Consider the following 25466-nt stretch of genomic DNA (forward strand, 5'->3'; position numbering starts at 1 on the left):
CCGGTCAACCCCCTTGCGGTCAATCAGAGTGCGTCCAGGGCGGCGACACGCCGATGCAGCCCGCCGCAGGTACACATTCGATGCGGGTAGACGCTCGCGAGGTCGACACAGGCGAATGGGCACGAAAAAAGCCGGCACGCAAGTGCCGGCTTTTTTCGTCGAGCGAGACTAGTCGTTCTGCAGATAACTGAGCAGCCGCAAGATCTCGATGTACAGCCACACCAGAGTCACGGTCAGGCCCAGGGCGATACCCCATGCCGCCTTCTCCGGCGCGCCGGCGCGGATCATCTGGTCAGCGGCGTCGAAATCGATCAGGAAGCTGAACGCCGCAATGCCGATGCAGACCAGCGAGAAGATGATGCCCAGCGGCCCGGGGCTGCGCAGGCCGAGACCTTCGCCGCCGCCGACGTGGAACATCGCCAGCACGAAGTTGCCCAGCATCAGGATCAGCACGCCGAACATCGCGGCCACCAGCATCCGGGTGAACCTCGGGGTGACGCGGATGGCCCCGGTCTTGTAGACGACCAGCATTCCGAAGAACACGCCAAGTGTGCCCAGGACGGCCTCACCGATGAGCATCCCGGCGTTGGCCGAGCCCACCGAGAAGTTGGCCAGAACGAATGAGATGGCGCCCAGGAACAGACCCTCGAGCGCGGCGTAGCTCAGCACGATCGCGGGGTTGTCCTGCTTGCGGCCGAAGGTCGCGATCAGCACCAGCGCCAGGCCGCCCAGCGCGCCGACCATGGTCAGCGGCATCGCGAGAGCGAGATTGCTTGCGACCAGGAAGTAGGAAACGACCGCCGTGCCCGTCAGCATGGCCAGCGTCAGGCCGGTCTTGGTGACGACATCGTCGATGGTCAGCGGGCGCGAAGCCCGGGCCGTACCAGCTTCCTGGTAGCCCTGGTAGGGCTGGTACGGGTCGGCTGGGTACGCTCCCGCACCGAATTGCGCGTATCCGCCGCGCTGCTTGGGCAGCGAACGAAATACCGGGTTGCTTGTCTCCCGCACCGTCGGTTCCTCTCCTATGGCTTCTTAATGGCTCCAACTACGGCTACAGCTTCGAGCTGTGCGAATACCTGCTCAACGATCAAGTGGTCCGCCTGGGTTCCCGGCGGAGCTGCTGCTTTCTCGATTGTCCCTCGTAAACCTTAGCCCCGCGGGGACCGCTGAGCGAGTCACGATCTAGATTGCTGGTCAAACTCATGCAGCTACGACGACCGATTCCGGCGAGGGGAGCTAGCACGTGACCGAGGACGTTGGCGCAGTCACCGGGGAAACCGATGAAGTCTTAACCCGCGTCGACGCCGGCGTTGGGTTTGTGACACTGAACCGTCCCAAGGCGATCAACTCGCTGAACCAGAACATGGTGGACACCCTCAGCACGGTGCTGCACCGCTGGGAACGCGACGACGCTATACGCGCGGTGGTTCTCACCGGCGCCGGGGAGCGCGGCCTGTGCGCAGGTGGCGACGTGGTGGCGGTCTATCACAGCGCCCGCAAGGACGGCGTCGAGGCGCGGCGGTTCTGGCGCGACGAGTATCTGCTCAACGGCCAGATCGGCCGCTTCGCCAAGCCGTATGTGGCAGTAATGGACGGCATCGTGATGGGCGGCGGCGTCGGCGTGAGCGCGCACGCCAATACCCGGGTGGTCACCGATACCTCCAAGGTGGCGATGCCCGAAGTCGGGATCGGGTTCGTCCCCGACGTCGGCGGGGTGTACCTGCTGTCCCGGGCACCCGGGGCGCTCGGCTTGCACGCCGCCCTGACCGGAGCGCCGTTCTCCGGTGCCGACGCCATCGCGCTGGGGTTCGCCGACCATTACGTGCCGCACGCCGCGCTCGACGCCTTCACCGCGGCGATCGCCGCCGACGGGGTGGAGAGCGCGCTGGCCCACCACGCGATCGAGCCCCCGCCGAGTGAGCTTGCCGCCCAACGTGACTGGATCGACGAATGCTATGCCGGCGACACCGTCATCGACATTCTGACCGCGCTGCGCGCCCATGACTCCGGAGCGGCGAACGACGCCGCCGACGTGATCGCCACCCGCTCGCCCATCTCGCTGATGGTGACCCTGGAGGCGGTGCGCCGCGCAGCCAAGATGGAAACGCTGGAAGATGTTCTGGTGCAGGACTACCGAGTGTCGTCGGCATCGCTGCGCTCCCACGATCTGGTCGAGGGTATCCGTGCGCAATTGGTCGACAAAGATCGCAATCCGAAATGGTCGCCGGCCGCACTGACCGAGGTCACCGTGGCCGACGTCACGGCGTACTTCGCACCGGTCGACGACGACTTGAGCTTCTAGAAGGGCGGTTCGGTGACAACCGAGTACGAAACCATCCTGGTCGATCGCGACCAGCGAGTCGGCACCATCACGCTGAACCGGCCGCAGGCCCTCAACGCGCTCAACACTCAGGTGATGAACGAAGTCACCTCTGCCGCAGCAGAATTCGACGATGACCCGGGAATCGGCGCGATCATCATCACCGGATCGGCCAAGGCGTTCGCCGCGGGCGCCGACATCAAGGAGATGTCCGGCCTGTCATTCGCCGACGCGTTCGGCGCCGACTTCTTCGCGCCCTGGAGCAAGCTGGCCGCGGTGCGTACCCCGACGATCGCCGCGGTGGCCGGGCACGCGCTGGGCGGCGGGTGCGAGCTGGCGATGATGTGCGACGTGCTGATCGCCGCGGACACCGCGAAATTCGGGCAGCCGGAGATCAAGCTCGGTGTGCTGCCGGGCATGGGCGGCTCGCAGCGCCTCACCCGGGCCATCGGTAAGGCCAAGGCCATGGACCTCATCCTGACCGGTCGCACCATCGGCGCCGCCGAGGCCGAGCGCAGCGGCCTGGTTTCGCGGGTGGTGCCCGCAGACGAATTACTCAGCGAGGCAAAGGCCGTCGCCACCACCATTGCCCAGATGTCGCGGTCGGCGGCCCGGATGGCCAAGGAGGCCGTCAACCGGGCCTTCGAATCCACGCTCGCCGAAGGGCTCCTCTACGAAAGACGGCTTTTCCATTCGACTTTCGCGACAGCTGACCAGTCCGAAGGAATGGCGGCGTTCATCGAGAAGCGACCGCCCAACTTCACCCACCGATGACCGAGCCGGCGGCGACCACGACTGCCACCGAAGAATCCGCTGACGCGGCAGTCGAGCCCGAACCCCGCACGCGGACTCGCAAGCCGTGGTGGGTGCGGCACTATACGTTCACCGGGACCGCGGTTGGCCTTGTCTTCGTGTGGTTTTCGATGACGCCGTCGTTGCTGCCGCGCGGCCCGCTGTACCAGGGTCTGGTCAGCGGCATCTCCGGCGCCATCGGCTACGGCTTCGGCGTCTTTGCCGTCTGGCTGAACCGTTACATGCTCTCGCGAGCTTCCAGCCCGCAGGCCCCGCGCTGGGCATGGTTGGTGCTGATCGCAGTCGGCGCCGTGGGTCAGGTACTGATGGCGATTTGGTTCCACCTCTGGCAAGACGACGTGCGCGATCTGATGGGCGTCGAGCACCTGGAGTGGTACGACTACCCGCTGGCGGCGGGCCTGTCGCTGGTGGTGCTATTCACGCTCGTCGAAATCGGCCAGTTCATCCGCTGGCTGGTCGGCTTTCTGGTGCGGCAGGTCGACCGCATTGCGCCGTTCCGCCTTTCGGCGACCATCGTGGTGGTGCTGTTGGTGACACTGACGATCACCCTGCTCAACGGTGTGGTCCTCAAGTTCGCGATGCGCTCGATGAACGGCACCTTCGCCGCAGTCAACAACGAGATGGACCCCGACTCCGCGCCACCCAAAACCCCGCTGCGATCCGGTGGCCCGCAATCGCTGGTGTCCTGGGAATCGCTGGGACATCAGGGCCGGATCTTCGTGGAGGGCGGGCCGAGCGTCCGCGAACTCAGCGCGTTCAACGGAGCCCCGGCTACCGAGCCGATCCGCGCTTACGCCGGGTTGAAGTCGGCCGACGACATCACCGCGACGGCCGAGCTCGCAGCGCGCGAGCTCGAGCGCACCGGTGGCCTGCAACGCGCCGTCGTCGCGGTGGGGACGACCACTGGAACCGGCTGGATCAACGAGGCGGAAGCCTCGGCGCTGGAATACATGTACAACGGCAACACCGCGGTCGTGAGCATGCAGTACTCGTTCCTGCCCAGCTGGCTGTCGTTCCTGGTGGACAAGGAAAACGCCCGCCACGCCGGCCAGGCCCTGTTCGAGGCCGTCGACAAACTGATCCGCCAGATGCCGGAATTCAAGCGCCCAAAGCTCGTCGTGTTCGGCGAGAGCCTGGGCTCGTTCGGTGGCGAGGCGCCGTTCATGAGCCTCAACAACGTGCTGGCCCGCACCGACGGGGCGTTGTTCAGCGGGCCGACGTTCAACAACACCATCTGGACGGACCTGACCTCGACACGCGATCCGGGTTCGCCGCAGTGGCTGCCCATCTACGACGACGGCCACAATGTTCGATTCATTGCGCGGCCCAGTGACGTGCAGCGCCCAGATGCCCAGTGGGGCCGACCGCGGGTGGTGTATTTGCAGCACGCCTCCGACCCGATTGCCTGGTGGAGTCCCGACCTGCTGTTCAGCAAACCGGACTGGCTGCGAGAAACGCGTGGCTATGACGTACTTCCCCAGACGGAATGGATCCCGGTGGTGACCTTCCTGCAAGTCTCGGCCGACATGGCGGTGGCCGTCGACGTGCCGTCCGGGCACGGACACCATTACGTCGAGGACATCGCCGACGGGTGGGCCGCCGTGCTGGCGCCGCCGGGCTGGACGCAGGAGAAGACCGAGAAGCTGCGGCCGCTACTACACGCCAGCACGAAGCCACTGGGCTCACCCGGCGAGAACTCTGGATAGTCAGCCGGATAGCTCGGCCAGCACCCCGGCGGCGGCCAGCGCGTGATAGCCGCCCACGACGTCAGTGGAACGGCGTAGCCCCAGATCCAGCAGCGCCGCGGCGGCCAAGCTGGACGTGTAGCCCTCCGAACACAGGATCACCCACTCGACGTCGTCGCCGACGGCCTCGGGCAGCCTGGCGTCGCTGGTCGGGTCACACCGCCATTCCAGAACGTTGCGTTCGATCAGCAGCGCCCCGGGCACCTCGCCTTCGCGCGCACGCTGCGCCTGGGGCCGGATGTCGACCAGCACCGCACCCCGGCGCACCGCCTCGGGCACTCGATCCGCGGGTAGCCGGTGATACCGCTTTCGGGCGGCGTCGAGCACCTGGTCGATCCGGCTCATTACGGCCCTTCGGGTTGATCGGTCAATTCGGTGCGCCGGCGGCGCAGCGTGTTCCGGTCGGTGACTTCGTAATAAGACATCGCGGTCAGCGGCGGCGAATAGGCGTGCACGCTCAGCGTCGGTTCGACCGAGCCGACGGACCACCCCGCGACCCTGGACGTGGCGACCGGCCGGTCCGCGGGCCGCGGCGCCCACACCACGTCGTGCACCCAGCCCAGCGGGAACCCGGCCTGATCACCGGCGTCGAGCCGACGGCGGCGCAATCGCCTTCCGTCCCAACGGAATTCGTTGAGTGAACCGGACAGCACGGTCAGCGCGCCCAGGGACCCGCCGTGGTCGTGCAGCTCGGTCGCGTGACCGGGCACCCAGCTGATCAGCCAGATGTCGACTTCGTCGTCGCCGTAGATGCGGGTGAACCAGCGCTCGGCGTCGGGCACCCCACCCTGTGGCAGCAGGTGGTCGCAACGTCCGCTGAGGACATCGTCGGCGGCTTGGTCGGTGGCGTGCAGCAGATCGGGGACCCTAAACCGGGTAGGCCCCGGCGCGGGCGCGGCGATGGTTGGCGTGACAAGTGGCATGGCCATGCAAGGAGCTCCAAGGAGTCGGAAACGGACAGGGCAAGCGGCGGCGGTTCAGGGCCGACAACACTCGCAAAATCCGATGCGCTCCATCACGGAGGAAAGTGTTGCATAGATTGGCAGTGTGCGCCGGCGCCGTGCTGCCTCCCTGCGATGGGGATTGGTCGCGGCGGCGGCATGTCTGGCGGCCGTCGCGGGGTGTTCGCACAGCGGCGGTCATCGGACGGCCACCACGTCCCCGGCGCAGTCGTCGAGCCACGCGGGTTCGCTGCCGCCCGGCGCCGTCGGCATCTCGCCGGCCGGGGTGACGACCAGGGTCGACGTTCCGGCGGATTCCACCGAGGAGGAGTATTTCCAGGCCTGCCATGCCGCCAGGGTGTGGATGGACGCCCAGCCCGACACCGGCCAGCCCCTCGTCGAGCCCTATCTGGCGATGGTTCAGGGGTCGGCTTCCGGCGTTGCGGGCAGCTGGAACACCCGGTGGGCGGACCTGACCCCGGCGCGACAATCGGCGGTGATCGTCGCCGCGGCGGCGGCCGCCGATCACGGCTGCGGCTAGCGGTCCGCAATTGAGATCAGGGCTGCACAAAATTGTCGGCCGGTGCCTGGCCGGCACGTCTGGCCGCGCAGAATGAAGGAATGTCTGGACCCCTACCGGTGCGCGCGCGCACCTCGTCGGCGACTCGTGTCGCGCTGGCGCTGGGCAGCGGTGGCGCCCGTGGTTATGCCCATATCGGGGTGATTCAGACGCTGCGGGAACGCGGCTACGAGATCGTGGGAATCGCCGGCTCGTCGATGGGTGCCGTGGTCGGCGGGGTGCAGGCGGCCGGACGACTCGACGAGCTGGCCGACTGGGCGCAGTCTTTGACGCAGCGCACCATCCTGCGCCTGCTGGATCCGTCCATCACTGCGGCCGGAGTGCTGCGGGCGGAGAAGATTCTGGACGCCGTGCGCGACATCCTGGGCCCGGTCGACATCGAGGACCTCGCCATCCCGTACACGGCGGTGGCGACCGATCTGCTCGCGGGCAAGTCGGTGTGGTTTCAGCGTGGCCCGCTGGATGAGGCCATCCGGGCATCCATCGCGATACCGGGTGTCATCGCGCCGCACGAAATCGGCGGGCGCCTGCTGGCCGACGGCGGCATTCTCGATCCGCTGCCGATGGCGCCGATCGCAGCGGTCAACGCCGACCTGACGATCGCGGTGAGCCTCAACGGCAGCGAAGCCGGCGGCAGTCGCGAGGTAGAACAAGGTGCCACGGCCGAATGGCTGAACCGCATGGTGCGCAGCACTTCTGCACTGTTCGACGCCAGCGCCGCGCGGTCGCTGCTGGACCGCCCGGCCGCGCGCGCCGTGCTGAGCCGGTTCGGGGCCACGTTGCCAGAAGCAGGTCCAGAAGCGGGTCCGGACGCGAGTCCAGACGCGGGTCCCGAAGCCCATTCCTGGGCCGACGACGCCGAGCGCGAGCCTGACACCGTCGATGGCGGGCCCGGCGCATCCTTCGACGCTCCCGTCGAGCCGGAGCTGCCCAAGATGGGCAGCTTCGAGGTGATGAACCGGACGATCGACATCGCCCAATCCGCGCTGGCGCGCCACACGCTGGCGGCTTACCCGGCGGACCTGCTGATCGAGGTGCCCCGCACGACGTGCCGGAGCCTGGAATTCCACCGCGCCGCCGAGGTGATCGCCAAGGGCCGCGAGCTGGCCGGCCGCGCATTGGACGCACTCGAGGCGGACCTACAAGCCGACGCCCACAAACCCGCTCCGCCGGCCCTTGAGGGCTGAACACAAACAGGCGTACAAGAATGGCGACAACGCCATTCAATCGGCATATAAGCAACCCGCTTATTGCCTAATTCCGGACTTGACACCAGTCAGGAAAAAGCATTGCCGATTGTCAGCCGCGCTTGCGGCCCGGCCCGGTGTGATTGGCGGCGTTGCGCTGTAACTCGGCGATGAGATCGGTGGGGTGGAGCTGCTCGGCCAAACGATTGAGCGCCAATCGCACAACGGCACTGCGCGTAGCGTCCACGCGCGGCTTGGCGAAGCGGGCGGCGGTGCGCACCGTCTCGAGAAAGGTGTCCGTTGGCTCGTCAAGATAGATCGAGACCTTGGTCAGATCTGTGACAGGGGCGGGTCGCGACTGCGGCGGCACGGCCGATGGCGGCCGTGGTGCCGGCGGCGCCGCGGCGGTCGAGTGCCCCGTCGGCGGTCGCAGCAAGGGGTTTGTCCGGCCATCGACTTGGGCACTGTGCACATCGAACCCTAGCGTCATCACGACATCTCCTTCTCGAACACAAAGGCCCGTCGAATGCGGGCATCGTAAACGTTGTCGTTCATTAGTGCAGGTCAACTTAAACGCCCAAGTATTACCCGGCTGTAATTACGTGGTTATAGCGTATTACAGCACATAAGATGAGCCTGTACAAGCGGCTGTGCAAATTCAACAAATACAATAAAAAGCGCCCGGGAATTCAAGAAATATTCAAGGATTGGTTCATAATCTACCGGCCCTACGGGGACATCCGAAGAGCGCAAAGGAGTGCAAGTGACCCTCATATCGGACATCACCGACGCAGGCGAGCCTGCGACTGCTGAACGAACCACGAGCCAAGCCGCGACGCCAACAGATCCGGCAGCCCTGGACGGGAGCATGCGAGATTTCCGGCAACTGAGCGGCGACAGCATTCTTGAGCGAATCAGTCACTTCTACCAATGGCAAGACCTGCGGCGCGAGCAATGCCTGTGGCCGTACGGGCGATCGACCGAAGCCGGCCCCAGGACCTTTGCCACCGTCTATGACGACGCCGGCAGAAGAATGGACGGCGTCAACTTCGCGTCGCAGGACTACCTATCGCTGTCCGGACACCCAGAAGTCAAAGCCGCGGCGAGCGCGGCGATCGAAGAGTACGGCGTGCACAGTGCGGGGTCTCCGGCTCTTCTCGGCAACACGTCGGTCTCGCTCGCCCTGGAACGCAAGATCGCGGATTTCCTTGGCGCCGAACAGGTCAGCCTCTTCCCCACCGGCTGGGCCGCCGGCTTCGGGGTGATCAAGGGCCTGGTGCGGCCCGACGATCACATCGTCATGGACGCCCTTGCCCACGCCTGCCTGCAGGAAGGCGCCCAGGCCGCGACCCGCAACATCCATTTGTTCGCCCACAACGACCTCGACTCCGCCAGGGAGCAGCTGGCCGCGATCCGGGCGACCGACCGGGCCAACGGCATCATGATGGTGACCGAGGCACTGTTTTCGATGGACTCGGACACTCCCGATATCGCCGGCCTACAGCAACTCGCGCACGAATTCGGCGCGACGCTGGTTGTCGACGTCGCACATGACCTCGGCGCGCTGGGCCCGGGCGGCCGCGGGCAGCTGGGGCTGCAGTCCATGGTGGGCAAGGTCGACCTGGTGATGGGCTCCTTCTCCAAGACTTTCGCGTCAAACGGTGGTTTTGTCGTCGCAAAGCATCGCTCGGTGACTGAATACCTGCGTTTCTATGCGTCGCCCAACACTTTTTCCAACGCGCTTTCACCTATCCAGGCCGCCATTGTTCTCAAGGCGTTCGAGATAGTGGACAGCGCCGCCGGCGACGAGCTGCGGCAAAAGCTGATGGCCAACATCCAGTTGCTGCGCGGGCACCTCACCGATGCCGGCTTCGACGTCTACGGCGCGCCCTCTCCCATCGTCTGCGTCAAGATGGGCACCGAATCGATCGCGAGACTGGTGAGCCGGCAATTGCACGCCCATGGAGTGGCCGCCAATCTTGTCGAGTTCCCCGCGGTGGCCAGGGGTCAGGCGCGCTTCCGGCTGCAGGTGATGGCCAATCACAACGACGACGACGTCCTGGCCGCCGTCCGCGGCATCGCCGCAGCCCATCGGCATGCCTGCATCGAACAAAGCAACCTCACTCGGGCGCAGTCGGCTTAAGTGCCGATGGCTTCGAGCTGATCCCCGAACGGTTCAGACACCTTCAAATACCAAGGAACCGGGCGACAGCTGCGGCTTCCCGGCGGCCCTGCCGGCGTCCGGCCCGCGCCGAATTCACCCGGCAGTACGGGTCCAGTGGGTTGGGCCCGAATGCCGCCAACGAGTCGTCGTCGGCGAACACCGCCAATGTCGTGCCGGCGAATGCCTCGATCTCGGCGGCCGGGCCGGCGCCGAACGGTGACGGTGTGTCCGCGCCCGCGGGCACCAGCACCACGGCCGTGTCGCAGTCGTCGGCGACGGCGATGTTGACTGAGCTGTTGACGCCGCCGTCCATGTAGCGCCGGCCCGCGATGGTCACCGGCGGCCACGCGCCCGGCACCGCGCAACTCGCCGCCACCGCGTCGACCAGCTCCACACCCGAATCTTGGCTGAACACAACGAATTCGCCCGTTTCAGTGTCGATCGCGGTGAGCCGCAGCGGCCGCTGCGGCCAGTCATGCGACGGCAAGCGCTGAGCGATCACGGCGCGCCGGACGGGCTCGGGAACGGTCTCGGTTTGCAGTGCGACCGCACCGATGCGTTGCAGTCGTCCCTGCATCCGGTCCAGGCCCGCAGTACGCGGCTCACGCAGCGCCGCCAGAAACAGCTCGGTGATGGCCTCGATGTCGACCCCGGGATCGATCTCCGCCGACGTCTCGGCGAGCTGCCGCTCGAACAGCGCTTCCAGCGTTTGGCCGCTGCTGATCTGTGCCGCGACCGTCGCCCCTGCCGATGTTCCGACCAGCACGTCGGAGTCCAGCAGCAGCCGGGCCGCCATCGGCAACTCGTCGGCGATGCCAAGCAGAACGCCTGTCTCCCAGGCGATTCCGGCAATTCCTCCGCCGGCCAGGACAAGTGCACGTCGGGTGGTCACGTCCACCCACTCTGCCAGCCCGGCTCAGGGCAGCCGGCGAGTGCCCGGCAGCGCGTGCTGCGCGCGCTCCACCGGGTTGCTGAGCTCGTCGCGGCGCAGCAGTCGCCGGGGCGGGTCGAGCAGCACCACGCTGCGGTTGACCTGCAGCCCGGCGTCGACGTGGACCAGCTCCCCGGGAGCCAGCAGACACCAACGGGGGTCGTCATCCATCGGCTCGGTGGCCAACACCACGGCCGAGCGCTCCCGCAACCATTCCGAGCGGGCGTGGATTCGCTTGGTGGTCAAGTCGAATTCGGGCATCCCGTCACGCCGCCGGTCCAGCAGAAAGAGCTCGTGGGTCTGCGGATACCGCAGCGCCCACATCTGGGTGGCCGTGCTGAGCAGGATGTTGACGGCATAGATCGGCACGTTGGCGGCGAGCCAGCGCACCGCGTCGACCAGACCGGCCGTCGCGTCGCCGCCGTGGGCACGGATCGACGCGGTGATCAACGCGAAAACTCGCTCGGAATCGGTCTGACCCAGAACCAAGTCGTCGGTGCCGACCTCGCGCAATCGTTCGTCGATGACATCCAGCCCTTCGAGCACGCCGTTGTGCGCGAAGATACGGCCGTCCTGCAGGAACGGATGGGTGTTGTGCACATCGAGGGCGCCGGTGGTGGCATAGCGGACGTGGGCGATGAAGGTGGTGCCGGTCAGTTCGTGGGCTTCGGTGGCAAAACACGGGTCTCGCCAGGCCGCTAACGGTTCTTTGTGCAGCTGCGGCCGGCCGTGCTCGTCAAAGACGCCCAGGCCGGTGCCATCGGGGTTCCTGCGGCTTTGTTCGGCCAGGCTGTCCGGGGCGTCCAGCAGCCAGAACGTCGCCTTGACGGCGTCGGTCCCCGCATGCAGACCAAAGAGTCGACACATGATGTCGACGCTAGCGAAGCTCAGACCGACAACAAGCCGGACAGTTCCCGCAGCGCCTTGCGCGCGTAGCCTTCCCACGGCAGTGCGAACATCGGCAGCACCTGCGCGGACACCGCGTACTTGGGCTGGATGGTCCAGCGCCAGGTGACCTCGGTCGCCCCGTTAACCGAGAGGAAGACGAAGGCGCCCTTGAGAGTCGAAATCAGTTGCGCCAAGGGGCCTTTGATGTCGGTGAGCCGATCGCCGAACGACTTCGGCGGCTCCACGCTGATCAGTTCTTCGCGTACGCTGCCACCCCGCCATCCGCAGGGTGCGGGTCTGTCCCACCGCACCCCATTCGCCGTCCTGGCCGAGGACCTGCTTAACCGGCGGGAGCGGCCCGTGCCAGTTACCGAAGATCGCGGGAATCGATGCCGGCAGGGTTCTTTCGAACGCCTCCTCGACACCTACGGGTATGACCAGCGATTGTTCGACTATGAGTCACTGCGCCATGCCGGCACACGTTGCCCAACCGGCGGTGCGCAATCCTTGCAGGATCCTGGAATCTGCTGGTGGCCCCGTTACCGCGCGGCGTTGACCAGTGCGGTCAGCCGAACTTGGCCTCCTGGTCGGCGGCGGCGGTGACCTCTGCCAGCAGGTTGAGCCGGATGGCGAGCCAGAGCGTGAACTGGTTCTCCGGTTCGCGGATGTCCAGGCCGATCGTGTGGGAAATCCGGTCCAGTTTGGTCAACAGGGTGTTGCGGTGGACATTGAGGGCACGCGCGGCTTCGGTGATGTTGCCGCCGTGGGCCAGGTAGCCGGTCAGCGTCTCGAGCAGGTTGGGGCCTCCCCGCAGCGGCTCGATGAACTCCTGAACCAGTCGCCGGCTGTTCTCGGTGTCGGCGATCTCGGTGAGCACGGTGAAACTGCGCAGTTCCTGGTAGGAGATGGCGCTGGTGCGTCCGAGCCGACGAGCGATGCCCAGCGCGATGCGGGCCTCGCGGTAGCTGTCGGAGACCTTGCTCGCACCGCGGGAGGGCCGGCCGTAGGAGACGGCCACCGCGGTATTGCAGCGCTGCTCCAGTTCGCTGTACATGGACTTGGCGAAATCGGCCATTTGGCGCGCCAACGCCGCGTCGTCACCCTCCTGCAGGGTGCGCACCACCACCAGGACATCGCCGATGACGGTGGCATCGGTGTGCACTGAGGCATCCGCGCTGATGTTGGCGGCGTAGCGGGCCAGCCGGATCATGCCCGCGGCCGGGTTGCCGCCCACCGCATGCGGCAGCGCGCCGTGCGCGACGAAAACCCCGAAGGGCGAATCGATGTCGATCTCGTGGTGGTCGGCGCGGGCGCGCAGTTCGTGCTCGCTGGAGAAGCTGCCGTGCACCAGGGCTTGGACGAAGTCGCCGCGGGCACGCTCCTCAGCCTCATCGACACTGCGCTGGCGCAGCATCTCCGACCCGATTACCGCTGTCGCTTGTTCGGTGACGATGCGGTGCCGGACCAGGTCCTGGCCGCCCACGGCGGCGGAAGGAACCAGGATGACGACCCAGCCTTGGGATGCCTTGCCGAACTGGATGGCGCTGGCGATGCAAGTCCACACGCTGCCGCGGGGACCGGGCACTTGTTCCACGCGCGGGCCGTGGGCGCTCTGGCGTCGCGCGGCCGGCACACCGGTGGCAAGCATGCGGCGCACCGAGTTGGACAGCGTCTCGACGGCTTCTGGAGCCAGTCCGTTGTGGGCAACCACCTGGCCGCGGGCGTTGAGCGCCAGTGCGGGGTTGCGGGCCAGATTGGATACCTCGCGAATGAGCATCTGCAGACCCGCACCCCGGTGGAACAGTCCGGCCAGCGCGGCGTAGACCTGTGTGGAGTAGCGCATCGCCTCCAGTTCCTGGCTGAGCGTCCGCTCGGCCAGCAGCCGGCTGAGAGCGGCAAAGCCGACCGGGAACGCCAGCTCGATGACGACCAGCCCACCGGGCAGTCCGTTGCGCGGGAAGTCGGCCGGGATCCGGCCGTCGACCACCAGCATGGTGGCCCCCCGGGCGGCAGCCGCGGTCAGCGTGGCGCCGTTGGCCGCCAGAGCCTCAGGCCGCGCATAGAGGGCGACAGCGTCAAGCGACTCCGGTCGCGGCGGAACTTCGGTGAGCGGCAGCATCCAGGTCAACTCGCGATCGAGTTGGTCGGCGCCGGCCACCACACGGGCAGCAGACATCAGCGGCTCGTCGAGCAGACGCTGAATCGTCAAACCACCGGTGTCGATCGATGGCGCAAGGCAATGGGTGATCGGAGCTGCCATGATCTGTCCTCCTGTCGACGAACGCCGAGATTGACAATCACTGGCAATCCCGTTGTGCCGTGCGATAACCGAAAAGTCAACGTATAGAAGGAAATTCGAATGACAATAAGTGCGACGACCCGCTCCGCCCATCCGCTCGTCGGCTTCGCTGGGGGACAGCGCCCACACCGGGGTGACCATCCTCACACGCCGAGTCGCTAGCTGGGATTAGCTCAGGACTGCTAAATTATTGCTAGATCCGAATGTTTCTTCCGCCCAACTTCTGCCTATCAAACAGTTACCGACTGCAACTTTATGGCTCGGAAGCTTATGGGCCTGTGATCCGCGTCGCAAGAGGCGCGCTGGAGAAAATTCCTGTGAGTTTCCTTAAGTGACTTGACCGTTTGCGGGTCCGTCGCGTTCAATTCGCATTTCGCCCGCGGGCTTTCCCGGTTTGACCAGGCCTTCGGGGCCAGTAGGGATTCGAGAACTCGCATTTAGTTCGCGTTGCTAACGCCTTTCCGAAGGCGCCGAAAACCTTCTGGGCGAGGCCGGATCGGGCCCCCTGGCTGCGGCGAATACGGGCTTGTCGGCCCGCGACGGGACCGGTCTTGAGGGTGCCGGCGAGCGCGCCGTCACCCCGCGCACACCCGCCAGGGGGCCGGCACTAGACCCGGCACTAGACCCGGCACTAGACCCGGCACTAGACATGGTGCGCGCTTTCCCGGGGTGACCCGACGATCGGCTCGATGATGCGCAGTTGCGCGGCGATCTGACCGCGGGCCTGATCAGCGTCGTAACAGGCCTGCAGATTGATCCAGAACATGTCCGCTACGCCCAGTGCGCGTGCCAGCCGTAGTCCGGTGTCGATGCTGATAGCGCGTTTGCCGTGGACAATGTCGTTGATGCGCCCCGGTGGCACATTGATGGCCCGCGCGATCCGGTACTGGCTGATCCCGAACCGTTCGAGGAACTCGGTGTGCAGAATTGCGCCGGGGTGGACCGGCGCAGCTTCGTTCCACATGTGGCCTCTCCCCTTCCCCTTCGTCACTCCCCGGCTTGCCGAGCGCTGTTCCGCGGGCCGGCTTGGAGGTGGAGCCGGCGCCACCGTCGCCGCCAACTCCACCGGACCAATTCGGGCCGAGCAATACCGACACGGCCACCCGCTCCGAACAAACACCCTGTGTGGAGCGGCATTTCAGCAACCCACTCCCCTTGTTGTCCACCCACGCTAGGCAGTGGACAGGCTGTCGTCTAGTAGAAGGTTGCGAAGATATCTTTGCGCCGCCTGCAAGCGTGTGTGATCGTTGTCACCCTGTGCCACATGCCCTTTCGAGGCGTCCACGGCGGGGCCACGTCTTGCAGATGACGGCGTGTCGTTGCGCCGAACACAAGTTATTGAATCCATCTTGGGTTCTGACTTGTTGCGTGCCGACTGCGGCGAGGATAAGCTTGCCGCCCAACATCTTTGACCAGCGGAGGTAACGGTGTCATTTGATGCGCACTTTCACATCATCGACCCGGCCCATCCGCTCATCCCCAACGAAGGCTATGTGCCACAACCGTTTACGGTCGCCGACTATTTGCGGCAGGCAGCGCCTTACGACATCACCGGCGGCGCGGTGGTTTCCGGTTCCTTTCAGGGTTTCGACCAGGGGTACCTCGTCGACGCCTTACGCCAGCTCGGGCCCGGATGGGTCGGCGTCACCCAACTGGATCCGGCCGCATCCGATGAATACATCGTCGAGCTGGATCGGGCGGGGGTGCGGGCGGTGCGCTTCACGCTCGCGCGCGGCGGGGCCCTCGACGTCGACTTGGCCATGCGTGTGCACGATGTCGCCGGCTGGCACACCGAACTCTACGTCGACGCCGCACAATTGCCCGAACTCACGCCGCAGCTGAGCAAGCTACCGCGGGTAAGCGTGGACCATCTTGGGCTGAGCCACCCGGGTCTGCCCCACTTGCTCGACGCTGTCGATCGCGGAATCCGGGTTAAGGCAACAGGATTCGGTCGCCTTAAGCTGGATATCGCCGATGCGCTGCGCCGCGTCGACGCCGTCAATCCGCATGCGCTGCTGTTCGGCACCGACCTGCCCGGCACCCGCGCTCCGCGCGCCTTCACGATGGCCGACCTCAACCTGATCACCGACACGCTCGGGGACACCGCCTTGCAGCGGCTCAGCGAAAATGCCCGGTCCTGGTATCGACAGGAATAAACGAAATGCGTTTCCACCGGCCGGCGGCTATTCATTGGCCAGGACAATTCCACGCAATTGCGCACCCGTCGCCCGCTTTGCATTACCGCCAATTGTTGCGGAGATGACGCACTGACGTCTAGCAGAAGACTTCGATCAAACTCTTGTGTGCGGTGCAAACATGGTCGTGACCTGGCCGGAGCCGGCTAATGATCCTGCTCGGGAAGGCCGCACGACGCGATTGCGGTGTCGCGAAACGCGGCCGCCGAGGGCGGCAGGTATCTATTGCTCATCCAGCCCACCGCAATGGGTCTGACCAGGTCTTTGTCGTCGACGGCGATCTCGACGATGTCGGGGGGCCGGGTTGATGCCCGTGGCATGATGCCCACGCCCAGGCGCGCCCCGATCAGGCCGCGCAGGGTCGCCATGTCCGTTCCCTCGAAGGCGATCGAGGGCGTGATCCGGTGCCGCGCGCAGGCGTCATCGAAAATCCTGCGCAACGTGAAACTGCGGTCGAAGACGATGAAGGGTTGGCCCGCGAGTTCTTCAAAGCCGATCAACTCCCGCCCGGCCAAGGGGTGCTCCTGGTCGACTACGGCATACAGCCGCTGGGTGAACAGGCTGTGCCACTTCACCCCGGGTGACTCGTCGAAAGTCATGGGGTAGCTGATGCATACGTCGATCAGGCCGGTCGCCAGATCGCTGACCAGCGCGGGACCGGGTCGGTGGTGCAGCTCGAACCGCGCTGCGGGGAATTGGTCGTGATGCCGGCGGATCAGCCTGGGCACCGTCGCAACCCCGAGGGAGGCCAAAAACCCCAGGGCCACCGTCCCGGCGTCGACCCCCGCGAGCTGGCGCACCCCGGACATCGCGGTATCAAGGCTGCGCTGCGCGGCCAGGCTGGTGCGCAGGAATGCCTGCCCGAAGCGGTTGAGTTCATTGGCCCGGCCGCGCCGGGTGAACAGTTCAACCCCGATTTCGGACTCGAGCATCGCGATGGCCCGGCTGACCGCCGATTGCGACACGGCCAGACGCTCAGCGGCATCGCGCAGCGTGCCGACTTCGGCGACGGTTTGGAAATAGCGCAGTTGATAAAGCTCCACCACGGCAATCACAGTACTTTCAAAAAGCGGACGCCGATATACGGTGCAAACGCCATTTCTCAGGCCAACAGGTGCGCGGACAGTTTCTCTAGCGTTCGGCGCGCGTAACCCTGCCACATTTTGCCGAACGCCGGCAGCACCGGCGCGGACAACGCCGACTTCGGATGCAGCGTCCACTGCCAGGTCACCTGGGTACCGGTGCCGGCGGGAACGAAGCTCCAGATGCCGTCGACCGAACCGACCAGGGGGGCCAATGGGCCCTTGATGCCAGAGAGGGTGTAACTGAACGAGCGTGGCCGGTCCACGCTGGTCAGCTTTTCGCGCACGCTGCCACCGCCGACCATGGTGATGACGCGGGTCTGCCCGGCGGCATCCCAGTCGCCGGTCTGGTCCTCGATGCCATTGATCGGTGGGATCAGCCCGTACCAGTGGGAACAGATCACCGGCAGCGGTACCGGCATGGTGCGGCTGAACGCCTCGTCGACATCGACTGGTATTGCCAGGGATTGGGCGACGACTACATCTTTGGCCATTGAAGTGATTCCCCTATCGTCGGTGTCAGCGACCCAGCCCCGGCGCGGCGCGGCCGGTGATGAGCGGCAAATCGAAGAAACTCTGAATGCCCGCCGGTGCAGCGCAAGTGGCGGGGACGGCGTTGACGCAGTGTGCCGCGGTGGCGACGATTCCGGGGTTGCTGATCAGTCCCGCTTCGACACTCTCGGGCTGCCACCCCTTGATGGTGACGAACGTGTCCGGGTTGCCCCGCACCTCGATCTCATAGCGCTCCCCGGCCGGCCCGAAAGACCAAGGCGGATCGAGGTTTTCGTCGCCCATCAACCAATTCACGGTGATCTCGACGACAACGGTGTCGCCGACCAGCGCGACCCAGTGGAACCGGCGCCCGGCCACCTGCCCGGGCTCGATCACCCCGATCGGCGAGTCGATCGGCGCGGTGGCGACGGCGACCTCTTGCGAGGCGTGAATCTCGGGATCCGCGGCGAATCCCAACCGGTCCACGCATAGCCGCACCGACTGACTGAAACCGCCGTTGAGCAGTTTTTGCATCGGCCCGGTCAAGGCGCTGTCCGGTGTTCCACCGAACCCCATCACATAGCGCAGCACGTCCGGTGCGCCGTAGGTGCGCAGGTCCGAAAACTCTTCGGAGCGAACAAAAGTCACACCGGTCGACATCACCGACAACAACAGTGGGAACAACTCGGTGGCCGCACCGGGCCCTATACCGGCGCCGTGCAAGGTCGCGTTTCCGGCCTGGGCGGCGACTTCCAGCGGCGCGGCTTCCTTCTCATTCGGGTAGAACCAGCCGAGGGGGGTGACGACGTTCTTGCCTGAACGCAAAAGCGCGGCCACCTCGTCGGGGCTGGGCATCAGCGGTGCATAGATCACCGCGTCGGCCTCGATCGCGAGGATGTCGTCGATGCTGTTGGTTGCGATCACCCCAAGCGGTGCGGTGCCGATGATTTCGCCGACGTCTTTGCCGTTCTTGGCTTCCGAGTAAACCCAGCAGCCGACGAGTTCGAGTTCGGGATGCTCGAGAACGCCTTTGATCGCGGCCACCCCGACCGATCCGGTCGCCCACTGCACAACCCGCAGACTCATGCTGACCTTTCTACCGCGTGTTAGTCGCGCGCCTCGGTGACGTCGTACCCGCCGTCGGCGTAGCGCGCCCGGATGGCCTTCTTGTCGTACTTGCCCACGCTGGTCCGCGGGATCTCGTCGGCGAAGGCCCAGCGCTCCGGAAGCCACCAGCGAGCTACCTTGTCCGCGAGGAACTTTCGTAGCTCCTGCGCACTGACAGCACCCCCCTCCCGGACCACGACCACGGCCAGCGGCCGTTCCTCCCACCGCTCGTCGGGGACCCCGACGACGGCGGCCTCGACCACGTCGGGATGGGCAATCAAATGATTCTCCAGCTCCACCGAGGAGATCCATTCCCCGCCGGACTTGATGACGTCCTTGGACCGGTCGGTCAGGGTGATGAACCCGTACTCGTCGATGCGGCCGACATCCCCGGTGCGCAGCCAGCCGGAGTCGAATTTGGAATCGTCATGTCCCCGGTAGTAAGCGCCGGCGATCCACGGGCCCCGGACCTCCACCTCGCCCACGGCGTCGCCATCGTTGGGCAGCACGTGGCCCTCGTCGTCGACAATCCGGGTTTCCACGCCACATACCGGTTGTCCCTGAGTCCCGCGGAACGTCCAGTGCTGATGCTGGGGGGTGTCCGGCGGCGGCCAGGCCATGGTGGCCAACGGTGATGTCTCGGTCATGCCCCACAACTGGCGGATCTGGACGTCGTGCTTGTCCTCGAAAGTCCGCATCAGCGACACCGGAACCGCCGAGCCGCCGCAGGCGACCAGCCGCAACGAGGACATGTCGTGGCCCGGATCCCTCTCCAGGTGATGCATCACGTCGTTCCAGATGGTCGGTACCGCACCGGCCAGCGTCGGACGCAGGTTCTCGACCATGTGAATCAGCGACGGCGCATCGAGATGCCGGTCGGGCAGCACCAGGTCGGCACCGGCCATCAATGCCGCATAGGGCAAGCCCCAGGCGTTGGCGTGAAACATCGGCACGATCGGCAACACCCGATCACTGGACCCCACCCCCATACCGTTGGTGGTACACGCCGCCATGGTATGCAGAAAACTCGAACGATGGCTGTAGACAACACCTTTGGGATTACCGGTGGTGCCGCTGGTGTAACACATGGCCGCCGCGGAGTTCTCGTCGATCTCGGGCCACTCGAAGTCGGAGCTTTCGGCGTCAATGATTTCGGTGTAGCACAGCACGGTCTTACCCGACTGCTGCAGCGGCGCGGTGTCGCCCTCCCCCACCGCGATCACGGTATGCACGGTTTCCAGCTCGCCCAGCACCGGCGCCAAGAGCTTGGCCAGCGACATGTCCACCAGGACAACGCGGTCCTCGGCCTCGTTGGCGACATAGGCGATCTGCTCGGGGAAAAGCCGGATGTTGAGGGTGTGCAGAACCGCACCCATCGACGGCACCGCGAGGTACACCGCCAGGTGCTCGGCGTTGTTCCACATGAAGGTGGCGACTCGCTGGTCGCCGTCAATACCCAAGCGGCGCAACGCGTTCGCCAACTGCGCGGCCTGTTGGCCCACCTCGCGGTAGCTGATGTGACGGTAACCGTCGCCGGTCGCGGTGGTGGCCCCGCGCGCCCCGTGCACTCCGCAGCCGTGCCTCATGATCGCGGTGATAGTCAACGGATAGTCCTGCATTGTGCTGTCCATCGATGTACCGCCCTAATGGGTCTCGGCGCCCCTCATATCCGCCCGCATATCCGGCTCGCCGAATGCTATCGCCGTGGGCTGCCATGAGAAACCCCGGGCCGCACGGGCCCGGGGTTTTCGAGGTTGCGGCCGGATCGGGCCCCAGATCAGGCCCGGATCAGGCCAAAGCGGGCTCGTACTGCAGCAGTTCGGGCAGGAACCAATCGACAGACCTGCTGCCCTCCAGGGCGAGCTGCTCTTTGTCGGCCGGCATAGCCGGGGTCAGGGTGACGGTGCCCGTGTGGCCGGCGATATAGAGGTACTTGCCGTCCGGGCTTTCCGTCACGCACGACGGCTGGCTGGTCCTGATGGTGCCGATGACGTCCTGCGTGCGGGTGCAGAGCACCGTGACGCGATCCTCACTGACGACATAAGCGCGGTCGCCATTGCCGCCGACGGTCAACCGGGTGACCAGGCCGCCGACGTCGCTGATCTTGATGGTGTCGGCGATCTGGTAGCTGCGGGTGTCGATCACATCCACCAGTGCGCTGAAATCGTCGCCGCAGCTGGCGACGTACGCGATGGCGCCGTCGGGGCTCAGCGCGACATCGCGGACCGAGGCACCGATCTGAATGGTCTCCAAGACGCGCAGACCCGGCTGCGTGGCCTTGCTGCGGGATTTGGGGCTCTTCTTGCGCCACCGCGAGCGGCTGGTGCCGCGTCCCGCGTTGTCGTCGGCCGGCGTGCCGGTGGCGATCACGACGAGCTGGCCACCGCCGGGTCCGTTAGTGCCGACGTAGAGGCGAGTCCCGTCGGAGCTGACGCGCACGCATTCGGTCGCAGTGCCCGGTGTGGTCGCAATGTCGATCACCTCGACTCGCTCAGTGCCGGTGTCCAGCACCGCGACGTCGGCGCCACGAACGCCGTTGCGACTGGCATAGACGTACTTTCCATCGGGACTGACCGTGAGGTCGCTCAGGCTCAGCGCCAGCGGGTGGTTGGCGATGACCGTGTTGGTGGACATGTCGATGACGCCGATTGAGTCGTACGCCGCTGACACGGTGCTGACGTATGCGCGGCCGGCGCCCGTGGCGATGGCGAACGGTTCCTCGATTCCGGCGACGGTCTGCATGACCCGGCAGGTGTCGGTGTCGACGATCGAGACGCTGTTGTCGCCGTGGTTGGCCACCAGCAGTCGGCTGCCGTCGGCGCTGATGTCCATGCCGCTGATCGGACCGTGTTTCACGGCGATTTCGACGGTGACCGGAGCGTCTGGCGCGGGGTCGAAATCGAAGACCTGAACGTCTCCGCCGTCTCGAGCGGCCTGCCGGCCCTTGCTAGCGCTCATAATGGCACCGCCTTTGCTGTTAGCGTCAAACCTCCGCCGGGATTTTCCGGATTGCAGCACCATTAGGCGCCGTCTGAGACTTCTTTGCACAGATTCTAACGAGCGAATTAGCGCGGCAAAGATTTCAATTTGATTGTTGTTACCTACGTCACTTTCTGGGCTCAGGTTACGCTCAGACTATCGCCGCCAAATATTCAAGCAGGCGCTTAATAGCAACCAATAAGATCCGGGTTAAGCTGCTATTATATGCTGCATGGTTAACTACGCGGCACAGCCGCTCACTTGGCCTAGATAAGAATTTATTATAATCACCGATATTTAGAGGCAAATATCACACAGGTCCGCACACGCGATTCGCAGATTGTTATTTTGCCGTGCTGTTCTGCGAAACAGTTGACATGCCGAACCATCGGGTAATCGCGGCGCGCAGCCGGTCGCTGTCTGCCAATTCGGCCTGGTCGGCGGCCCAGGCGAGGTAGCCATCCGGCCGGATCAGCACTGCGGCCACGTCGGCGTCGGGGCAGGTCGCGATCCTCCCGTCGACCCGGTCTTCCCACCCCCGCGCCACCTCGGCGAACCTGCCGCCACTGAAGTCGAGCAGTACCGGGCGCGCCGGGCGCATCAGTTCGGCGACCCGCACCGTCTGTCGGCCGCTGTCCACGATGAGCTCCGGAACCAAGCGCCCCGACCACCGATGCGGGTCACCGACGTCGTAGCGCACGTCGGAGCCGGCCAGCAGGTGCGCGAGATAGGCCGCGTTGCCCGGCCGTATCAGCAACTCCTCCAGCAGCGAGCGAAGCGCGGTCACCTCGGGCCCGGGGGTCATCAAGGCGAGCTGGGCAACCGAGTGCAGCTGCACCCGCAGGCCCACCGGATAGCGCTCGCTGTGGTAGCTATCCAGCAAATCGCCCGGAGCGTAGCCACGTACCGCCGCGGCGAGCTTCCAGCCGAGATTGACCGCGTCCTGCAAGCCCAGGTTGAGGCCCGGGCCGCCCAGCGCAGAGTGCACGTGCGCCGAGTCGCCGACCAGGAAAACGTTGCCGGCGCGGTAACGGTCGGCTTGCCGGCTGTTCAGCCCGTTCATCCGGCGCAGCGGATTGGGAAGCCGCAGCGGCTCGACCGGCAGGTCGGTGCCCAGCACCCGGCGCAGGCTGGCCTGGAACTCCGGCAGGGTCATGGGCGTGTCGTCGGGCACTGGTTCGCCGCCGAACTCCATGGTCGCCAACAGCGTGCGGCCCGGTTCGACATCGACCAGCAAGATGAACACCCCGCTGGCAAACCGGTGGTGCCCGGACGGCAATCGGCCCAGCCCGGGGACCTCGATGCTGCGTGCACCGAACCCGAAAATGCCCACGGCGTCGTTTGCGGCGCGCAGCTCGTCGGGGATGTGCACGTCGGCGATGCGGACGACGACATCGGTGGTGCTTCCGGGAAAGTCGATTCCGGCACTCTTGCGCACCAGGCTGTGCGCGCCGTCGGCCCCGACCAGATACCTCGTGCCGAGTTCGTAGGAGCCGTCGGGTCCGCGGACCGCCACGCTCACCCCGGCATCATGCTGGACCAGCCCGATGACCTCGTGGCCCCAACCGATGGCTACCCCGAGACCGCGCGCCCGTCGCTCGAGCAATCGGACCAGCCGGGGCTGCTGCATCGGCAGGAAGTACATCGGGTTGTCGGCTACCTCGCGGTAATCCAGCGCCATTCCGGCGAACACCCCGCCGGGCACCGGCCGCGGCGCTCCGGGCGGACCCCCGAACTCGTGGTACAGCCCGCGCATGTCGAGTGTTCGAACCACTTGCCCGACAAGGCCATTGGCTTTGCGTTCGGTGCTGGGCCGCGAGCGCGCGTCCAGAACCAGCGGGCGCACCCCACCCAGCGCGAGTTCACAGGCGAGCATCAGACCGTTGGGCCCCGCGCCGGCGACGACGACGTCGTGCACTAGCTGAATTGGGTGCGCGGCCGGGCCAGCGGGGCGCCGTCGACAATGATGTCGAGCTTCTCGTTGTAGAACGCCACGAGGCCGGCGATCGGGGCGACGGCAGGCAGCGGATAGTGATATGTCCAGGCGAGGTCGGGATGCACGGTCTCGCCGGTGCGCACCGACCAGTAGCCCGACGTCGTTCCCTTGTAGGGGCACAGCGTCTGCGTCGAGGTGGGTTCCAGGTGTTCGAAGGCGACATCGGTCGGGTCGATGTAATACCTTGTGGGTAAACCGGTTTCGAAGAGCAACACCGGAGCACGGGTGTCGGCCAGCAGTACACCGTCGAGCTCCACCCGGACATGGCGGTGCGAGCGCAGCGCATCGACCCGTGAATACGGATTGCGCGGGTGACCGTAGATCTGCTCGTCCTCTTCGAACCAGCGCAGCGGATCCCACTCGAATCGCACGGTTCCGGCGACTGGACTGTCGGTGCCGGCGTCGAATACCCGGGCGGCCGACTTGTGCACCTGGCCGGCGCCGACGAGAGAGTGCAACCGCGACGAGCCGAATTGCACCTTTTGCGGGTGGTCCTCGTCGCGCAGGAATTCCGCGCGGACGTCTGCTAGCGGCACGTAATACGCTGGGTAGTAAGGGATTTCCCACACGTATTGGGCCGCGGTGGTGTCGAAGACCAGCTCATGGCCCAGGTAGCCACGAACCCGGCGCGGTGCGGGTTCGATTCTGCCTCGGGCAGCGGCCATTTGAGGGTAGTCGTGTTCGGTGCTCATGTGTTCCTACTGCTTCTTGGCGGCCAGGCCGGCCGGGGCATGACCGATGGCGCGATGGATGGCGTCGGCCAACGCCAGCGCGCTCTCCTCGGTGAGTTCGAGCGCCACCCGCGCGGACGGACCGAGTTCGGGGTTGAGCACGTCGATGTTGACCGTGTGACCGTAGGGCGCGTGGACGGGGTGGTCGACGTATACCGTCGCGCGGCTGGCACCGAACCACCCCGTTGCGCCTTTGCCACTGCCGTCGATCTCGACGTGTTCGGTGAGATATGTGCACATGTGTTGAGCCGCCTAGCCTTTCAGGTGAGTGGTGAAGAATTGGTCGATTCGGCGCCAGCCGTCGACAGCGGCTTCCGGGCGGTACGCCGGACGGTCGACGGAGAAGAAGCTGTGACCCGCTCCCTCATAGGAGTGGAACTCGTGCGGTTTGTCCAGCCTGGTCAATTCGGCGTCCAGGGTGGCCACGCTGGCCGGCGGGGGGAACCGGTCCTCGGCACCGAACAGGCCCAGCATGGGGCAGCTCAGGTTCGCCGCGAGACCGAGAATCGGCTGCATGGTTTTGGGCATGCCTTCTGGCGCGTCCTCGACGATGAAGGCGCCATAGCAGTTCACCGCGGCGTTCAAGTGCAGCGAGCATGCCGCCAGGAACGCGTGCCGCCCGCCCGAGCAGTGCCCGATGACGCCGAACTTTCCGTTTGCACCTGGCAACGTGCGCAGGTGCTCCACAGCGCCGGCGACGTCGCCGACCAGCCGGCCATCGGGTACGCCGCCGGCTGCCCGGGCGGTAGCGGCGGCGTCGTCGGGCTCGGCACCGGGAGCTTCGCGCGAGTACAGGTTCGGCGCGACGGTGTGCAAGCCGCTGACCGCAAGCCGCCGGACGAACTCCTTGGTCTCGCGGTCATAGCCGGGCATGTGGTGGATCCAGACGACTCCGCCCCGGGAATCCTCGGCGAGCGGCATCGCACGGTAGGCCTCGATCTCGTCACCGCCGTGGCCGGCGATGGTGATCGTCTCGGCGCGAATGGCATCTGGACTGAACGCATTCATGGTGCTCC

The 25466-nt window shown here is 65.9% G+C and carries 25 protein-coding genes; 7 read left to right on the forward strand and 18 right to left on the reverse strand.

Going from position 1 to position 25466, the window contains the following annotated elements; all coding sequences use genetic code 11:
- Positions 1-168: 168 nt before the first annotated feature.
- Positions 169-1008: a Bax inhibitor-1/YccA family protein gene (locus AWC27_RS11005; protein ID WP_085670522.1), complete on the reverse strand. Its 840-nt coding sequence runs from the start codon at positions 1006-1008 to the stop codon at positions 169-171.
- A 235-nt stretch (positions 1009-1243) separates the two neighbouring features.
- On the opposite strand from AWC27_RS11005, the gene AWC27_RS11010 reads away from it, so the two are divergent.
- From AWC27_RS11010 to AWC27_RS11020, 3 genes are read left to right on the forward strand one after another with little or no spacing between them, the layout of a single operon-like run.
- Positions 1244-2302, forward strand: a complete 1059-nt coding sequence (locus tag AWC27_RS11010) for an enoyl-CoA hydratase/isomerase family protein (RefSeq protein WP_085670523.1) — start codon at positions 1244-1246, stop codon at positions 2300-2302.
- A 12-nt stretch (positions 2303-2314) separates the two neighbouring features.
- On the forward strand, positions 2315-3094 hold the full coding sequence (locus tag AWC27_RS11015; RefSeq protein WP_085670524.1) for an enoyl-CoA hydratase: 780 nt from the start codon (positions 2315-2317) through the stop codon (positions 3092-3094).
- A complete protein-coding gene (locus tag AWC27_RS11020) occupies positions 3091-4839 on the forward strand; it encodes an alpha/beta hydrolase (RefSeq protein ID WP_085670525.1) in 1749 nt (582 codons plus the stop codon). Before AWC27_RS11015 ends, AWC27_RS11020 begins: the two co-directional genes overlap by 4 nt.
- Here AWC27_RS11020 and AWC27_RS11025 read toward each other — a convergent pair whose 3' ends face one another.
- Entirely contained in the window at positions 4840-5223 is a 384-nt protein-coding gene (locus AWC27_RS11025; protein WP_085670526.1) for a rhodanese-like domain-containing protein, read from the reverse strand.
- Positions 5223-5807 carry a cysteine dioxygenase gene (locus AWC27_RS11030; protein WP_085670527.1) on the reverse strand — a complete coding sequence of 195 codons (585 nt, stop codon included), beginning with the start codon at positions 5805-5807 and terminating at the stop codon, positions 5223-5225. Before AWC27_RS11030 ends, AWC27_RS11025 begins: the two co-directional genes overlap by 1 nt.
- Positions 5808-5925: 118 nt before the next feature.
- Here AWC27_RS11030 and AWC27_RS11035 point away from each other — a divergent pair, with 118 nt between their 5' ends.
- Both AWC27_RS11035 and AWC27_RS11040 read left to right on the forward strand, forming a co-directional pair.
- Positions 5926-6360 carry a lipoprotein LpqV gene (locus AWC27_RS11035; RefSeq protein ID WP_085670528.1) on the forward strand — a complete coding sequence of 145 codons (435 nt, stop codon included), beginning with the start codon at positions 5926-5928 and terminating at the stop codon, positions 6358-6360.
- Positions 6361-6440: 80 nt separating this feature from the next.
- A complete protein-coding gene (locus tag AWC27_RS11040; RefSeq protein ID WP_085670549.1) occupies positions 6441-7586 on the forward strand; it encodes a patatin-like phospholipase family protein in 1146 nt (381 codons plus the stop codon).
- A 112-nt stretch (positions 7587-7698) separates the two neighbouring features.
- On the opposite strand, the gene AWC27_RS11045 is transcribed toward AWC27_RS11040, so the two are convergent.
- Positions 7699-8076, reverse strand: coding sequence for a hypothetical protein (locus AWC27_RS11045; RefSeq protein WP_085670529.1), 378 nt, complete (start codon positions 8074-8076; stop codon positions 7699-7701).
- Positions 8077-8349: 273 nt separating this feature from the next.
- Here AWC27_RS11045 and AWC27_RS11050 point away from each other — a divergent pair, with 273 nt between their 5' ends.
- Positions 8350-9729, forward strand: a complete 1380-nt coding sequence (locus AWC27_RS11050) for an aminotransferase class I/II-fold pyridoxal phosphate-dependent enzyme (RefSeq protein ID WP_211281604.1) — start codon at positions 8350-8352, stop codon at positions 9727-9729.
- A gap of 43 nt (positions 9730-9772) precedes the next feature.
- Here AWC27_RS11050 and AWC27_RS11055 read toward each other — a convergent pair whose 3' ends face one another.
- The 5 genes from AWC27_RS11055 to AWC27_RS11075 all read right to left on the reverse strand — a co-directional run bounded on the left by AWC27_RS11055 (position 9773) and on the right by AWC27_RS11075 (position 14832).
- Positions 9773-10642 (reverse strand): patatin-like phospholipase family protein, encoded by an 870-nt coding sequence (locus AWC27_RS11055; RefSeq protein ID WP_085670550.1) that lies wholly within the window; start codon positions 10640-10642, stop codon positions 9773-9775.
- 24 nt (positions 10643-10666) lie between these two features.
- The gene (locus tag AWC27_RS11060) at positions 10667-11548 is read right to left on the reverse strand and encodes a class II glutamine amidotransferase (protein ID WP_085670530.1); all 882 of its coding nucleotides are present in this window, start codon (positions 11546-11548) and stop codon (positions 10667-10669) included.
- A 20-nt stretch (positions 11549-11568) separates the two neighbouring features.
- The gene (locus tag AWC27_RS11065; RefSeq protein WP_245846993.1) at positions 11569-11880 is read right to left on the reverse strand and encodes an SRPBCC family protein; all 312 of its coding nucleotides are present in this window, start codon (positions 11878-11880) and stop codon (positions 11569-11571) included.
- A 254-nt stretch (positions 11881-12134) separates the two neighbouring features.
- Positions 12135-13829, reverse strand: a complete 1695-nt coding sequence (locus tag AWC27_RS11070) for a helix-turn-helix domain-containing protein (protein WP_085670531.1) — start codon at positions 13827-13829, stop codon at positions 12135-12137.
- A 682-nt stretch (positions 13830-14511) separates the two neighbouring features.
- Positions 14512-14832 (reverse strand): HigA family addiction module antitoxin, encoded by a 321-nt coding sequence (locus AWC27_RS11075; RefSeq protein ID WP_085670532.1) that lies wholly within the window; start codon positions 14830-14832, stop codon positions 14512-14514.
- A 463-nt stretch (positions 14833-15295) separates the two neighbouring features.
- Between AWC27_RS11075 and AWC27_RS11080 the strand changes: the two genes are divergently transcribed.
- Positions 15296-16024 carry an amidohydrolase family protein gene (locus AWC27_RS11080; protein ID WP_085670533.1) on the forward strand — a complete coding sequence of 243 codons (729 nt, stop codon included), beginning with the start codon at positions 15296-15298 and terminating at the stop codon, positions 16022-16024.
- Positions 16025-16209: 185 nt separating this feature from the next.
- Here the strand turns inward: AWC27_RS11080 and AWC27_RS11085 are convergent, their stop codons facing one another.
- The 9 genes from AWC27_RS11085 to AWC27_RS11125 all read right to left on the reverse strand — a co-directional run bounded on the left by AWC27_RS11085 (position 16210) and on the right by AWC27_RS11125 (position 25458).
- Positions 16210-17109, reverse strand: coding sequence for a LysR family transcriptional regulator (locus tag AWC27_RS11085; protein ID WP_245846994.1), 900 nt, complete (start codon positions 17107-17109; stop codon positions 16210-16212).
- 56 nt (positions 17110-17165) lie between these two features.
- A complete protein-coding gene (locus tag AWC27_RS11090) occupies positions 17166-17639 on the reverse strand; it encodes an SRPBCC family protein (RefSeq protein ID WP_085670534.1) in 474 nt (157 codons plus the stop codon).
- A gap of 25 nt (positions 17640-17664) precedes the next feature.
- On the reverse strand, positions 17665-18723 hold the full coding sequence (locus AWC27_RS11095; protein ID WP_085670535.1) for an NAD(P)H-dependent amine dehydrogenase family protein: 1059 nt from the start codon (positions 18721-18723) through the stop codon (positions 17665-17667).
- A 20-nt stretch (positions 18724-18743) separates the two neighbouring features.
- Positions 18744-20375: a fatty acid--CoA ligase gene (locus tag AWC27_RS11100; protein WP_085670536.1), complete on the reverse strand. Its 1632-nt coding sequence runs from the start codon at positions 20373-20375 to the stop codon at positions 18744-18746.
- A 157-nt stretch (positions 20376-20532) separates the two neighbouring features.
- Positions 20533-21702 (reverse strand): YncE family protein, encoded by a 1170-nt coding sequence (locus AWC27_RS11105; RefSeq protein WP_085670537.1) that lies wholly within the window; start codon positions 21700-21702, stop codon positions 20533-20535.
- A gap of 364 nt (positions 21703-22066) precedes the next feature.
- Complete coding sequence (locus tag AWC27_RS11110) at positions 22067-23641, reverse strand: FAD-dependent monooxygenase (protein ID WP_372516920.1); 1575 nt, start codon at positions 23639-23641, stop codon at positions 22067-22069.
- Positions 23641-24411: a DUF427 domain-containing protein gene (locus AWC27_RS11115; protein WP_085670538.1), complete on the reverse strand. Its 771-nt coding sequence runs from the start codon at positions 24409-24411 to the stop codon at positions 23641-23643. The genes AWC27_RS11110 and AWC27_RS11115 overlap by 1 nt, the downstream gene beginning before the upstream one ends.
- 6 nt (positions 24412-24417) lie before the next feature.
- Positions 24418-24690 (reverse strand): DUF6295 family protein, encoded by a 273-nt coding sequence (locus AWC27_RS11120; protein ID WP_085670539.1) that lies wholly within the window; start codon positions 24688-24690, stop codon positions 24418-24420.
- A 12-nt stretch (positions 24691-24702) separates the two neighbouring features.
- The gene (locus tag AWC27_RS11125) at positions 24703-25458 is read right to left on the reverse strand and encodes a dienelactone hydrolase family protein (RefSeq protein WP_085670540.1); all 756 of its coding nucleotides are present in this window, start codon (positions 25456-25458) and stop codon (positions 24703-24705) included.
- Between the last annotated feature and the right edge of the window lie 8 nt (positions 25459-25466).

The organism is Mycobacterium szulgai, assembly GCF_002116635.1.
Classification (GTDB): Bacteria; Actinomycetota; Actinomycetes; order Mycobacteriales; family Mycobacteriaceae; genus Mycobacterium; species Mycobacterium szulgai.